Source organism: Pseudoalteromonas sp. APC 3691 (assembly GCF_030408135.1).
In the GTDB taxonomy this organism is placed as follows: domain Bacteria; phylum Pseudomonadota; class Gammaproteobacteria; order Enterobacterales; family Alteromonadaceae; genus Pseudoalteromonas.
The window spans coordinates 1-14,757 of sequence record NZ_JASDCB010000011.1; the positions used below are offsets into that span (position 1 = coordinate 1).

10 protein-coding genes are annotated in these 14,757 nt (G+C 41.6%); 2 read left to right on the forward strand and 8 right to left on the reverse strand.

The genetic code is table 11. The annotated features are described in order from the left end of the window. Window positions 1–285: 285 nt before the first annotated feature. On the reverse strand, window positions 286–870 hold the full coding sequence (locus QL998_RS05470; RefSeq protein WP_010554604.1) for a VTT domain-containing protein: 585 nt from the start codon (window positions 868–870) through the stop codon (window positions 286–288). Between the two features lie 195 nt (window positions 871–1,065). Between QL998_RS05470 and QL998_RS05475 the strand changes: the two genes are divergently transcribed. Next, the gene (locus QL998_RS05475) at window positions 1,066–2,301 is read left to right on the forward strand and encodes a TMEM143 family protein (RefSeq protein WP_010554605.1); all 1,236 of its coding nucleotides are present in this window, start codon (window positions 1,066–1,068) and stop codon (window positions 2,299–2,301) included. A gap of 86 nt (window positions 2,302–2,387) precedes the next feature. Here the strand turns inward: QL998_RS05475 and QL998_RS05480 are convergent, their stop codons facing one another. The 5 genes from QL998_RS05480 to QL998_RS05500 all read right to left on the reverse strand — a co-directional run bounded on the left by QL998_RS05480 (window position 2,388) and on the right by QL998_RS05500 (window position 9,410). Beyond that, window positions 2,388–5,534: a CusA/CzcA family heavy metal efflux RND transporter gene (locus tag QL998_RS05480; RefSeq protein ID WP_165743280.1), complete on the reverse strand. Its 3,147-nt coding sequence runs from the start codon at window positions 5,532–5,534 to the stop codon at window positions 2,388–2,390. Window positions 5,535–5,542: 8 nt separating this feature from the next. Then, a complete protein-coding gene (locus QL998_RS05485) occupies window positions 5,543–6,790 on the reverse strand; it encodes an efflux RND transporter periplasmic adaptor subunit (RefSeq protein ID WP_165743281.1) in 1,248 nt (415 codons plus the stop codon). After that, on the reverse strand, window positions 6,787–8,040 hold the full coding sequence (locus QL998_RS05490; protein ID WP_165743282.1) for a TolC family protein: 1,254 nt from the start codon (window positions 8,038–8,040) through the stop codon (window positions 6,787–6,789). Before QL998_RS05490 ends, QL998_RS05485 begins: the two co-directional genes overlap by 4 nt. Window positions 8,041–8,190: 150 nt before the next feature. Further along, window positions 8,191–8,511 (reverse strand): hypothetical protein, encoded by a 321-nt coding sequence (locus tag QL998_RS05495; protein ID WP_007587197.1) that lies wholly within the window; start codon window positions 8,509–8,511, stop codon window positions 8,191–8,193. A gap of 80 nt (window positions 8,512–8,591) precedes the next feature. Then, window positions 8,592–9,410, reverse strand: coding sequence for an AraC family transcriptional regulator (locus QL998_RS05500; protein WP_165743348.1), 819 nt, complete (start codon window positions 9,408–9,410; stop codon window positions 8,592–8,594). Window positions 9,411–9,522: 112 nt separating this feature from the next. Between QL998_RS05500 and QL998_RS05505 the strand changes: the two genes are divergently transcribed. Further along, window positions 9,523–12,609 carry a beta-galactosidase gene (locus tag QL998_RS05505; protein WP_165743283.1) on the forward strand — a complete coding sequence of 1,029 codons (3,087 nt, stop codon included), beginning with the start codon at window positions 9,523–9,525 and terminating at the stop codon, window positions 12,607–12,609. Window positions 12,610–12,670: 61 nt separating this feature from the next. On the opposite strand, the gene QL998_RS05510 is transcribed toward QL998_RS05505, so the two are convergent. Then, on the reverse strand, window positions 12,671–13,117 hold the full coding sequence (locus tag QL998_RS05510; protein WP_165743284.1) for a DoxX family protein: 447 nt from the start codon (window positions 13,115–13,117) through the stop codon (window positions 12,671–12,673). 482 nt (window positions 13,118–13,599) lie between these two features. Beyond that, window positions 13,600–14,745 carry an iron-containing alcohol dehydrogenase gene (locus QL998_RS05515; RefSeq protein ID WP_290192276.1) on the reverse strand — a complete coding sequence of 382 codons (1,146 nt, stop codon included), beginning with the start codon at window positions 14,743–14,745 and terminating at the stop codon, window positions 13,600–13,602. Between the last annotated feature and the right edge of the window lie 12 nt (window positions 14,746–14,757).

Consider the following 14,757-nt stretch of genomic DNA (forward strand, 5'->3'; position numbering starts at 1 on the left):
CCCACCCTCAAGCACAGTATTGGTCTGACTAAGTATAGGGCGTTGCGCTATTTTGCACGCTGACCCACCAATACTGCCGAAACAGGTTACGGTTAGTTGTGTACCTCTAACTTCTTATGGCTTCCTTCAGACCCCACCGTTGGCCAGTGACGCCCTTGCCATTCAGATTATCTTCCCCTTAGTCAGGGTGATAAGGCATCTTTCAGCCTATCGGGTTTGCCAGCTTCGCTGGGCAAACAAAAAGGCTTATTAGAATAAGCTGGTTAATAACCTTTAATAATGAGCTTAAATCACCAAACTTAATCCCCAAACTCCTAACACAAGTAACGTTATTAAAACCATTGCCTTAGTTTTATGTTTACTAATGATTCGCTCAGCTTCATTACCTGCATAATAAACAATAATAGCCAGACCAAAGTAACGAATAGAACGCGCAATACCCGAGGCCAACAAAAACAGCCAAATAGAGTACTTAGTCGCGCCAGCTGCAAGCATCGCTATTTGAAACGGAATAGGCACTATGCCTAGTGTTATTACAAACCAAAAACCTTGATCTTGCATTTGCTGTTTAACGTTTTCAAATTGCTCAGGGCTCGAAAACGTATTAATAATCCAATCGCCAACCGCATCAAATAAATAATAACCCAACGCATAACCAAACAATGCGCCCACTATGCAGCCTAAAGTAGCCATTAGCGCAATAAGCCATAGCTTTTCACGACGAGCTTGCATTAGCGGTACTAATACAGCTTCGAGTGGAATAGGAACTATGGTTGACTCTAAAAATGACGCCACTGTAATACCGCTAAGCATATGCTTAGAGTCAATAAAATTACGCGTTTTTTCTTTTAGCTTTTTTTGAATGGCCATAGTAAATCCTTTTCACTTATCAGTAAGAACAAGAGTATTCAATAAGCCAATAATTACACATTTAAGTTAATACACGCTGAAAACAGTGTACTAAATTTATCAGGTCCTAGGGCGTTAACAAATTAGTAATATCCATAATAATATTTTATTATGTGCCCATGCAGTTAGATTCCCTATCACAGTAGTTATTAATTTATGCAAAGTGCGCGTTTTATTCCCTTTAGAAAGCAAGATATTGTTGATATGTGTAGCGAAGAGCTTAAAAGCAGTACACAAAAAACATCGTTTAAACAATTTTGCGATTTACTAGCAAGCCTTATTCATTACGATTACCACTCAACACTTGAGTCACTTAAAAACAACTACGCCCCTTTTGATCCCAACAGTGACACGCGATCGTTAGCGCCAGTATCGGCGGATCAAAAAGCGCAGTGCCAACATGAGTTTGCTAAAGATTTTGCTAAGGTGCTTAATGCCGCTAATTTTGAAGTGATCACCAATGAAGACTTACAAGATGCATTAAATGAAGAGTCATTATTTAAGGTGCGCCTTGAAGTTGAATTTGACGACTTTGAAGAAGTGGTATTTTATCGTCGTGGCGAGTCGCAGCTCACTGAAACGATTACCAGCTTTTGGGGCTTGCGTAAAAAGCCGCTGCACTTTACTAATTACGACCGTGTTGCCGTGTTTATTCGCTTTAAAGATAGCGCTTATTTTGAAGCTAAAAATAAAACGCCAATGGGATTTGAGCCAAGCTCAACCATAGTAAAGCTGTTTCAAAATGTGCCAAAGGCCGATCTCGAAATGCTATTTCCTAATAGCGAAGTACGCATGCGCCCTATTGATAAAGCAATTATTGGCTCATCGGCTTTAGTTGGCGGTGCAGTGGTACTTATAACTAAACTTGGCGCATCAATCGTATTATTGCTTGCTCTGTTTGCTTTTTGGGGTGGTTTTAGAAGTGAAGCTGTAGAAATGACCCAACAACATTTTATTACCTTTGCTATTGGCATGGGAGTATTTGGCAGCTTTATTTTTAAAGAATGGAGTAAGTTTAAAAACCGTAAAATTAAATTTATGAAAGCGCTTAGCGATAACCTCTACTTTAAAAACCTTGATAATAACGCGGGTGTTTTTCACACGCTTATTGACGCTGCCGAAGAAGAAGACATAAAAGAAGCGCTGCTTGCGTATACCTTTTTACTAAAATCAGAAAGCGGCTTAACCGCCCAAACGCTTGATGAACAAATAGAGCATTGGTTTAAAAGCAAATACCAGTGCGATCTTGATTTTGAAATTAGCGACGCACTTGAAAAGCTGGTACGTATGCGTTTGGTAACGTGCACTAGTGATGTGTATAGCGCAATAAATTTAGAACACGCAAAAACGATATTAGATGAGCGTTGGGATAATCTGTTTCAATATAATTAATGTAGTATTTTTGCTAAATAATACCCAAATAAAAAAGCAGCTGTAAGTACAGCTGCTTTTTTTATTACATTATCAATAGCTAGTATTTAAGCTAATTCAGCTTCTACTTTTTTAGTAAATTTAGAATGTACTAACTTATAAAGCGCAGGCAATATTAATAGTGTCAGTAGAGTTGATGAAATAATCCCGCCAACCACTACTGTCGCGAGAGGTTTTTGCATTTCAGAACCCGTTCCCGAATTAAGCGCCATAGGTATAAAGCCTAAACTTGCCACCAGCGCCGTCATCAGTACTGGGCGCAGGCGCTGTAATGCGCCGCTGTGAATTGCTTCAAACAAGCTTAAGCCGTCGCTTCGTAATTGCTTAATAAACGACAGCATAACCACACCGTTTAATACCGCGACACCACTTAGAGCAATAAAGCCGACACCTGCTGATATTGAAAGCGGCATATCGCGCAGCAATAACGCAAGCACACCTCCCGTTAATGCCAATGGCACGCCACTAAATATAATCAATGAATCACGAAGCGATCCAAAGGCGCTATACAGTAAGCCAAATATAAGTAATAAAGTGACCGGCACAACCAACGACAATCGCTTACTTGCTGATTGTAGCTGCTCAAACGTGCCGCCGTATTCAAGCCAATAGCCACTTGGTAAATTAAGTGATTCATTCATGCTCGCTTGCGCATCACTTACAAAGCTTGCTAAATCGCGCCCCTCTACATTGGCAGTTACCACTACGTTACGCTTACCACTTTCGCGGTTTATTTGATTAGGCCCTTTTTCAATGCTAATTGTTGCCACTTCGCCAAGCGGTACAAACGCAAGTTCTGGGTTACTATCTTTAGGTAAAGCAACTGGCAAACGAGCAAGTGCTGATACATCGCTAGACCAACGTTTATCAAGGCGTACTAATAACGAAAAACGTTTATCGCCTTCGTAAATTAGTCCGGTTTGCACACCACCAACAGCGGCGGCAAGTGTTTGTTGAATATCGTTTACGCTTAAACCCAATAACGCCATATGGTCGCGCATTGGTGTTACCGAAAGTGTTGGCAATCCTTCCATTTGCTCCAAACGTACATCGGTAGCACCTGCAATATTACGCATTAGCTCTGTGGCTTTTTCGCCAAACTCTTTAAGTACGCTTAAGTCGTCACCATAAATACGCAGTGCCACATCGGCGCGCACGCCAGCAATTAACTCATTAAAGCGCATTTCTATTGGTTGTGTAAATTCGTAATTATTACCAGGGACATCGTTAACACGGGTACGAATTTGCTGAACCAATTCTGCTTTAGTAAGTGCTGGATTAGGCCACTCATCTTGCGGTTTGAGTATTAAAAAAGTATCGGCAACATTGGGCGGCATAGGATCGCTTGCTACATCGGCAGTACCAATTTTTGAAAATACGTTAGCAACCTCAGGCTGATCTAATATGGCTTGCTCAAGCTCTTTTTGCATTTGCACAGATTGCTCAATACCGGTGCCAGTAATGCGCAGCGCGTGCATGGCAATATCGCCTTCATCAAGTTTCGGTAAAAATTCTGCGCCCATGTTTTTAACTTTAAAACCAAGCACCAATACTAATGCCGTGGCAATACCCACCATCAACCACGGTAATTTAAGCGATATACCAAGTAATGGCTTATACACTTTTTTAACGCCGCGCATGACTGCATTTTCGGTTTCATCAACCTTACCGCGAACAAACACTGCAATAGCAGCAGGTACAAAGGTAACGCCAAATATAAGCGCGCCAATTAACGCCGCAACTACAGTAAATGCCATTGGCTGAAACATTTTGCCTTCAACGCCGCTTAGTGCAAATAAAGGTAAGTAAACCAGCATAATAATAACAATGCCAAACACAGCCGGTGTAAATACTTCTTTGGTGGCTGCGGTCACTACATTTAAACGCTCGTTTAAGGTAAGTAGCCTGCCATGTTTATGCTGAGCTACACCGAGTTGGCGCAGGCAGTTTTCAACAACAATTACAGCGCCATCAACAATTAAACCAAAGTCGATTGCGCCTAGGCTCATTAGATTACCCGATACGCGATTACCCACCATACCTGTAACGGCAAACAACATACTCAACGGAATAACCATTGCCGTAATAAGCGCGCCCGTTACATTACCCAGCAGTAATAGCAAAATTACTATCACTAAAACGGCACCTTCAAATAAGTTGGTTTGCACGGTTGCTATGGTTTTATCAACAAGAGTTGTGCGGTCGTAAACCGCTTCAACAATAACGCCAGCGGGTAAGCTTTTTTGCACATCAACTAACTTATCAGCCATGGCTTTTGCCACTATGCGGCTGTTTTCGCCAATTAGCATCATGGCGGTGCCGAGCACGGTTTCTTCGCCGTTATAAGTGGCCGCGCCGGTTCTAAGCTCTTTGCCTAAAAACACGTTAGCCACATCTTTAATGCGTACAGGTGCATCGTCGCGCTTAGCTATAACGGTATTGGCTATGTCATCAATGGTTTTAAGCTGCCCAGGCGAGCGTACTAAATATTGCCCGTCAAAGCGTTCAATATAGCCTGCGCCTCGGTTACTGTTATTAACCTCAAGTGCACTAATTACATCGCTAATAGTAAGCTTATAGGCAATGAGTTTTTCGGGCACTGGCGCTACTTGGTATTGACGCTCAAAACCACCTTGGCTGTTTATTTCGGTTACGCCTTTTACTTTTAAAAGCTGCGGACGAATAACCCAATCTTGCAAAGTACGTAAGTCTTCGGCGTTGTAGGCAGTGCCATCTTCTTTTAACGCATTAGGCGCGGCGTGCACACTATAAGTAAATATTTCGCCTAAACCACTGGCAATAGGACCCAAGTTTGGCTCTACGTTATTAGGTAAGTCGGAGCGAATACTTTGAATACGCTCACCAATTTGCTGACGTGCCCAATAAATATCGGTGCCTTCATTAAAAATAACCGTTACTTGCGAAAGCCCATAACGCGAAAGCGAACGGGTGTAATCAAGCTTAGGTATGCCCGCCATGGCGGTTTCTACCAAATAAGTAATGCGTTGCTCTACCTCTAATGGCGTAAAACCCTGCGCTTTGGTATTAATTTGCACTTGTACGTTTGTTATATCGGGTACTGCGTCTACTGCTAAATTTTGAATGTTGTATACACCAAATCCAGCAAATAAAAATGTAAGCGCAAGCACCAGCATGCGGCGTTTAACCGCAAAAGAAACTATCCAATTAATCATGGTGCCTCCTAGTGAGCGTGGCTTGCGCCGCTTTTTAAAATATCAGCTTTAATGACATAACTATTGTCTGTTACGTATTCGCTACCTGCGTTTAAGCCTGTAAGTACTTCTACCCACTCGCTATTTTTTGCACCTAAGGTAACGGGGCGCACTTCAAATACATTATTTTTACGAACAAACACACTGGGTTGACCGTTAAGTTCTTGAATTGCTTGTGGCTTTACACGCACGCTGGCATTTATTTTAGCCACACTTACATCGCTATTTATATGCATGCCTGGGCGCCAATGCCCGTCTGGGTTATTAAGCTCTATACGGGCACGCGCTATGTGCCCGCCAGTCATCATTGGAGCTATAAAAAACACTTTGCCTTGCGTATTTAAATGGTGATGTAGGTCGTACACTTTAGCGCTTTGACCAATGGCTAGTTTTTCAATGTTTTCAGGAAAAGCCGATAACTCAACCCATACTTTATCAAGGTTAACTACCTGCATCAGTGCGCTGGTGCTTGCAAGCTCGCCACGCTTTAAGTATTGCTCGGTTACAACACCGCTAATTGGACTTTTAATGGGGTAATTTTGCAGTGTTTCACGGTTGGTTACGCTGGCAAGTACTTCGCCTTTTTTAACGTTTTGACCAATGCTTACAAAAATATCACTGATCAATCCTGTATACGGTGCCATTACTTCTACCGTGCCGTGCTGCGTTGGGGCAATAACGCCAAAAAGCGTATCGGTAATATCCACTTCACCACTTTGCGCTATCTCGGTTTTAATGCCTGCGCGCTCAATAGCTCGCTCTGTTAACGTGGTTTGCCCTTCGTGTTGATCGTACTCATAGCTAATGCTCTCACCGTTATAATTAGCAGTAACGGTAAGTGCAAACGAATGCGGTTCGTTAATTGATTGCGTGCTCACAAGGTAGTCGCCCTCAGCTGTAAACTGTATATTTTGCGGGGCTTCAACTAAGCGTTTTAAACTCATTGTTATGTTTAAGTCGTTTATATTAATTGGCTTATTTTGTTTATAGCCGTATACACGTAGCTCAACATTACCTGCAAATTCTTGCAATTTAAGCTCAAGTGTTAATTTAGGGTCAGTTAATAAAAAGCCGCCGTGTGGACCTTGCTTTTGCTCGTGTTGCTCTGTTTCTTTATGACCTGACTCGCCATGCTCAGCAGAGGCAAATACACCTGTGCTTACAAAGCTGCTGGCAAACGAAAGTGATACTAATAATGCGATTATATTTTTATTCATGATTGATGAGTCTCAATTAAAGATTGGCCTGTTAAACGCTCAAGAGTAAGTAGCACTTGGTACAGCTCTGCGTGAGTGGTAATAAGTGTGCGTTTAGAATCAAAAAGTGCTTGTTGAGCATCAAGCAATTGCAACACCGAAATTTGTCCGCGTTGATAACTTTTTAGGCTTTGCTCAATCAATGTTTGTGCCTGAGGAATAATTTGATCAGATAATAGCTTTGCCTGATTAGCTCTACCTTGATAATAAGCGTACAAAGTACGTACTTGCTGGCGTAGCTGGATGCGCAATTGCCCTTGCTGCTCATTTAAAAGCATGAGCTGACTATTTGCAGCTGCAATATTGCCGCTATTAGAATTGCTTAATTGCAGTGGCATAGAAAACGAAAACACTAACGAGCTGGAGTCATTTTGCTGGTTATAGCGCACGCCTCCCCCTACGTTAATATCGGTTTGTCCGTTTGCTTTTTGTAGTGTTAAGTTGGCTGTTTGCTGTAAATATTGCTGCTGTAATAATGCAAATTCAGGAGCTTGGTTAACCGCATCTAAAAGTGCTTGTGCTGATTTAAGCGCAGTAATTACATTAATATTGCCAGCAAAAGTATCGTAGGGTTGCTCCTCACTCCACAGCTCGTTAAGCGATAAACTTGCTCGCTCAAATTCACTATTAAGCATGGCTTTATCAAGCTCTACTTGGCTAAGTGCATAACGCATGCGCGTTACATCAGCTTGCGACGCAGCACCTGCATTAGCTCTTTGTTCAATCGCTTTAAGTGCTTGGGTAACTACCTGTTTACGCTCGTTGTTCAAACTTAATAATGTTTGAAATTTAAGCCCTTGGTAGTATCGCTCAGCAGTGGTTGCTAATAAGGCTAAACGGGTATTTTGATACTGTATTGCTTGGGCTTTTATATTGGCGGTTGCGTAATTAATACGGCTTTGGCGCTTATCGCCCAGCTCTATTAGTTGGCTAAGCCCGAGTGTTATTTCAGCGCCTTGAATGCCACGCGCCTTGTTAGTGCCCAGTAAGTTTTCGGCTTCAACATTCAATACAGGGTTAGGCGAAAGTGCAGCTTGAGATTTAAGCGCACTCAATATTTTTTGATGATACGGGTAGCGTTTTAATACCGGATTTTGTTGTTCGGTATTACTCAGTGCTTGTTTAAGGGTTAATGTTTTAACATTCGCCAAAGTACTAAAAGCAGGTAACACGCACATTAGCGCCACCAGCATAATTGGTTTTTTATTCATATAGCGTGTCCGTTTTTTAACAAACAGAGTTGACTTAATCACTACGCCTATTTTAAAAACAAGCGCGATCAAGCAACCTAAATATGTACATAACTAGCCTTATAGCGCACAGGCGCAGGCAGTTTTTTACAAAGTGTTTAAAATTAAAAACTAACTAAGTGAATTGGGTGGCGGTACATCTGGCGGGTAATTTAACCCGTTATAGCACGCAGGCGAAGTTGCTTTACTTTGCTCTGGGCTTATTGAATGGCTAGAGGTGCTGTTGTAGCCACAATGGCAATGTTGGTGGGCGTGAATCTCGGTAGTTGATGTTTTATCGCTTTGGTTATCATCGGCTATGGAGTCGCCTTGCGATAACGAACTGGTTACGTGATCAACGTCTTCTTGCAAATGATACGCAGCGCCATCACAGCTAATAAAGCTGTGTACAAGCACTAATAATATCACTATTAAAAAACGGTTTGAGCGCATTACCTACCTAAAACTCTAAAATGCAATTTAAGAAATCGCACAATACCTTAAATTTATTCAAATGTAGAGAGCCGCTAACGTTATTTTCTAAATTCGCTTGGCGACACACCTACCGACTTCTTAAAACGTTTGGAAAAATTAAAAATATTAGAGTACCCCACATAACTTGCCACATGCGAAATTGGCCAAGCCGTGTTTAACAGTAAGTTTTTAGCTCGCTCAATGCGTAAATAAATAAGTTGTTGTATTGGGCTTTTACCAAATTGCGCTTGGCATAAACGATGCAAATGCGGCGATGAGTAATGCACATATTCGCACATTGCCTCTATTGTCCAATCAAACTGCAAGCGCTTGTCTACCTCTTCAAACAAACTAATTAAACGGTTATGCGCCGCACCCTGAGAGTTATTTTGCAGCGTAGCATTTAAGTAATGACTTAAAATAGGCGTTACGCTTTCGCGTAAATTAGCATTGGGCTCGCTGTATAAAAGCTCCATAGCAAGGTGTAACGGTTCAAGTTTTTGCTCGGTTAATACCAATGCTTGCGCTAAGTTTAAATGCTGCCAACGTTTAGTATTTGCAAGGTTTAACCAAATAACATCCCAATGTTCAGCATCAATTTTCACTTCAAAGCTTTGCTTTGCTGGTAGCACAATAAGTGTATTGGCATTAAGTGTGTACTGCTCATTGTGTGTTGTTAATTTACCCTGCCCTGCAAGCGTATAAAAAAGTGTATGTTCTAGCGGTGCTGAGCGTGCTACGCAATAACGACCCGATAGGTTTGAGCAACCCGCAAGTGCTATTTCAAGGTTTGGCATTTGCGCGAGCGTTTGTGAATCAATAAAGCGTTCTATACAGCGCGGACCAATATCGAGTATGTCTTTAATGTTATAGCGCATAATTACAATGATAGTTTTGGATAAATAAAGGAGAGCTTTAAGCATAACCCCTGCGATTATTTTTAGCTATATTTAGCGCATTATAATTGCCCGCTTATGCAATAGGATAAACATGACCTCTTTACAGCACATAATTAATCGCCGAGATTGGGAAAACCCAATTTCAGTACAAGCTAATCAAGTAAAAGCGCACAGCCCACTCAATGGATTTAAAAGCGTTGACCATGCCCGTACTAACACGCAATCGCAAAAACAAAGTTTAAACGGTCAGTGGGACTTTAAATTATTTGATAAACCCGAAGCAGTTGATGAATCGTTGCTAAGTAAAACACTAAATAGCAACTGGCAAAGTATTACAGTGCCTTCTAACTGGCAATTACACGGCTTTGATAAACCTATTTACTGTAATGTTAAGTACCCATTTGCAGTTAACCCGCCTTTTGTACCAAGCGACAACCCTACAGGCTGTTACCGCACTGAATTTAATATAAGCGAAAGTAAGCTAACTCAGCGTAATCATATTATTTTTGAAGGCGTTAACTCGGCGTTTCACCTGTGGTGTAACGGACAATGGGTGGGTTATTCACAAGATAGCCGTTTACCAAGCGAGTTTGATTTAAGCGAACTATTAGTTGCAGGCACTAACCGTATTGCCGTTATGGTTATTCGTTGGAGCGATGGCAGTTATTTAGAAGATCAGGACATGTGGTGGCTAAGCGGTATATTCCGCGATGTTAACTTACTTACCAAACCGCAAAGCCAAATTCGCGATGTATTTATTACTCCTGATTTAGACGCCTGCTACCGCGATGCAACGCTACATATAAAAACGGCGATTAATGCGCCAAATAACTATCAAATAGCAGTGCAAGTTTTTGATGGCGAACAGGCGCTATGTGAGCCGCAAATACAAAGCACTAATAATAAACGTGTTGACGAAAAAGGCGGCTGGAGCGATGTTGTATTTCAAACAATTGATATACAAAACCCTAAAAAATGGACCGCCGAGACCCCATACTTATACCGCTGCGTTGTGAGTCTGCTTGATGATCAAGGCAATACCGTCGACATTGAAGCCTATAACATTGGCTTTAGAAAAGTAGAAATGCTCAACGGGCAGCTTTGCCTAAACGGCAAGCCGCTACTTATACGCGGCGTTAACCGCCACGAACACCATCCTGAAAACGGCCATACAGTTACTACCGCCGATATGATTGAAGATATTAAGCTGATGAAGCAAAATAACTTTAATGCCGTGCGTACTGCTCACTACCCTAACCACCCTCGTTTTTACGAACTATGTGACGAGCTAGGTTTATACGTAGTTGATGAAGCAAATATAGAAACCCATGGCATGTTTCCTATGGGGCGTTTAGCTAGCGATCCGCAGTGGGCTGGTGCATTTATGTCGCGTTATACGCAAATGGTTGAGCGCGATAAAAACCACGCCTCAATTATTATTTGGTCACTAGGAAACGAATGCGGACACGGCGCAAATCATGATGCCATGTACGGCTGGTCAAAAAGCTTTGACCCCTCTCGCCCAGTGCAATACGAAGGCGGCGGCGCAAATACAACGGCTACCGACATTATTTGTCCAATGTACGCCCGTGTAGATACCGATATTAAAGACGATGCGGTACCTAAATACTCTATTAAAAAATGGTTGAGCCTACCGGGTGAAACTCGCCCACTTATTTTATGTGAATACGCCCATGCAATGGGTAACAGCCTAGGTAGCTTTGACGATTACTGGCAAGCATTTAGAGAATACCCACGCCTGCAAGGCGGCTTTATTTGGGATTGGGTAGACCAAGGTTTATCTAAAACAGACGAAAACGGCAAGCATTATTGGGCTTACGGTGGCGATTTTGGTGATGAACTAAATGACCGTCAATTTTGTATAAATGGGTTATTGTTCCCAGACCGCACGCCGCACCCTAGCCTGTTTGAAGCAAAATACAGCCAGCAGCATTTACAATTTACGCTGCGCGAGCAAACTAAAAATCAATACACCATTGATGTATTTAGCGATTACGTATTTAGACACACAGATAACGAAAAGCTCGTTTGGCAGTTAATGCAAAATGGCATCTGTGTTGAACAAAGCGAGCATATACTTAATATTGCTCCGCAAAGTACACACACGTTAACAATTAAAACTAAAACAACGTTTGAGCAAGGTGCGCAATACCACCTTAATTTAGATGTAGCACTAATTAACGATTGTAGCTTTGCAAGTGCCGAGCATGTATTAAACACCGAGCAGTTTAAGCTTATAAATAGTAATAATTTAAACAGTGAATCATTTACATCAACTACAGAGCAAAGCGCTATAAGTGTTAGTGAAACCGACTCTCAACTAAGTATTGAAAACGATAAGTTTAAACTTGTTTTTAGCAAGCAATCAGGGCTTATAGAGCAGTGGTTACAAAACGATACTCAGGTTATTAGTAGCCCACTGGTTGATAACTTTTATCGGGCCCCGCTTGATAACGACATAGGCGTAAGCGAAGTAGATAACCTAGACCCTAATGCATGGGAGGCTCGTTGGTTACGTGCAGGTATAGGGCAATGGCAGCGCACATGCAGCTCAATTCACGCAGTGCAATCAAGTGTTGATGTACGTATTACTTGTGTATTTAATTACGAGTTTAATGGCGTGCTACAGGCTCAAACACAGTGGCTATATACACTAAATGATACCGGCAATATTAGCTTAAATGTTGATGTGCAACTAAACGATACTCTGCCGCCAATGCCGCGTATAGGGCTAAGTACAACACTTAACAAGCAAAGCGATACAAAAGTAAACTGGCGTGGTTTAGGGCCTTTTGAAAACTACCCAGATCGCAAAGCCGCAGCACGTTTAGGTTATTACAGCTTGAGCTTAAATGAGCTACATACCCCGTATATATTCCCAACCGATAACGGCCTGCGTAGCGATTGCCAATTACTGCGTATTAATAATTTAACCGTAACCGGTGCGTTTTTATTTGCAGCCAGTGAGTATTCGCAAAGTATGTTAACGCAAGCTAAGCACACTAACGAACTCATTGCTGATGATTGCGTACATGTACACATTGATCATCAACATATGGGGGTTGGTGGCGATGATTCATGGAGCCCAAGTACCCATAAAGAATATTTACTTGAGCAAAAGCAGTACAGTTATTCTTTAACTTTTTCAGCTAAATAATTTAGTAGTTAACCTACAAAAATAGCGGCCAAATTGGCCGCTATTCTTCAATTAATAAACTCTATTTATTAGCTAGTTTTTTAGCTAATACGTTATCAAGCGAAAAGCTTCCCGCTCCTTGAATTGCTAAAACTACAGTTACTACAAGTAACGTTAATGCGTATTCATAGCCATTGTTTGCCATAAATAAGCCATTACTAATATGTACGCTAAAAATAGCAATCAGCAAAGTAAAGCCGGCAACTACAGCAGCTGGGCGAGTTAACAAACCAATTGCTAATGCAATGCCACCAAAAAACTCAGCGCTACCTGCCATCATTGCTAACCAATAGCCAGGCTCTAAACCAATACTCGCCATCCATTGACCTGTACCTTCAAGCCCGTAACCGCCAAACCAAGCAAATAGTTTTTGTGCACCATGCGCCGCTAAAATAAGGCCAACTGGTACTCGTAAAATTAATGCTGCTACGCCTGCTTTTGAGCTAAGTAATGTGTTTAGTAATTTCATGAGTTTAGTCCTGTTTTAATTTATTTAATCGTTAGATTTTTCCTAACCGTTGAGCACAGTTTACTATCATCATTCAAAAACATTAATACGGAACTTATTGGTTAATTAGCAACACAGTATTTATAATAAACCATAAAAAAACCGCCAACCTAAAGGTTGACGGTTTTTTATTAACGTATTACTTAGGGCGTGTTGATCTTTGTGGATTGAAATTTGTTCAATCTAGGGGCGATTAAATCGCGGCGCGAGGTTTGTAACCTAGTGGGCTAAGTAAAAACCGAGCAACAAAGAGTTAATCGTCCCTAGAAAGAACCCAAAGGGCAGCGCATGTTTGGTATTTATGCTGCGTTATCGCCTATTCATGGGGAATAACCACACTACATAGGCTCCGCCTTGCCTAAAAACCAAACATACTGCTGCAAATTCACCCACCAAAGATCAACACGCCCTAGTATATTTAAGTAAGCGCTTAGCTTTGAAAATTAAGCAACTGCTTGCTCTAAAATTTCGCGGCTTTCTTTTAGCGTAATAGCTTGGTTTTCACCAAGAGCTAGCATGCCGTGCGCTTCAAGTTTATTAATAATATTGTCAATCGCCGCTGCTTTATCATCGCCATGTTCAGTAAGCTGGGTCGCTACGTCAAGGCTGTGGTAAAACGCTTCGATTGCTAAAATTGTTTTCTCAGCTAAGTCGTCAGATTGCTCAAGACCAAATACGTTTTTACCCATCTGCTCAAGTTTTGCTTTTTTAACTGCAAACTGGTTACGTAATAAAGAAGGCTGAACAATAGCAAGTGAACGAGCATGATCAACGCCGTAAGCAGCTGTAAGCTCGTGGCCAATCATGTGTGTTGCCCAATCTTGCGATACACCAGAACCAATTAAACCATTAAGTGCTTGGTTAGCTGCCCACATAAGGTTTGCACGCCATGTATCGTCTTGATTTTCAAAGTTGTCGCCTAATGTTTTAAGCGTTCTTAAAAGTGCCTCTGCGTAACCTTCTTGAACCAATGCCGTTTCAGGGAATGTTAGGTACTGCTCACATGTATGAACCCATGCATCTACTAATCCATTCACAAGTTGGCGCTGTGGTAATGTTTTCATTACATCAGGGTCCATAATCGCAAATTTAGGAAGTACTTCTGGTGATGCAAACGGTAGTTTTTGCTTTGTTGCTTCTTTGCTCACAACTGAGTTTTGGTTAGACTCTGAACCCGTTGCAGGCAATGTTAATATTGCACCAATTGGTAATGCGCTAGTAATAGTGTGCTTACCAGTAGGAATATCCCAACCTTCTCCATCATAAACTGCAGATGCTGCAATGTATTTAACGCCGTCGATTACTGAACCGCCGCCTACACCTAGTACAAAGTCGATGCCTTGTTCTTTACAAATTTTTACTGCTTGGTCTAGTACTTCTATAGTTGGGTTAGCGCCTACACCCGAAAATTCAACCCAGTCAAAGCCTTCAAGTGCTGCTGCAACTTGGTCGTACACGCCGTTCTTTTTAATTGAACCGCCGCCGTACACTACAAGTACTTTTTGATCCTTTGCGATCAAATCAGTTAGTGAGGCAATTTGTTCTTGGCCGAACTGGATAAGTGTTGGGTTTACGTAGCTAAATTTCATTATTTTGCTCCT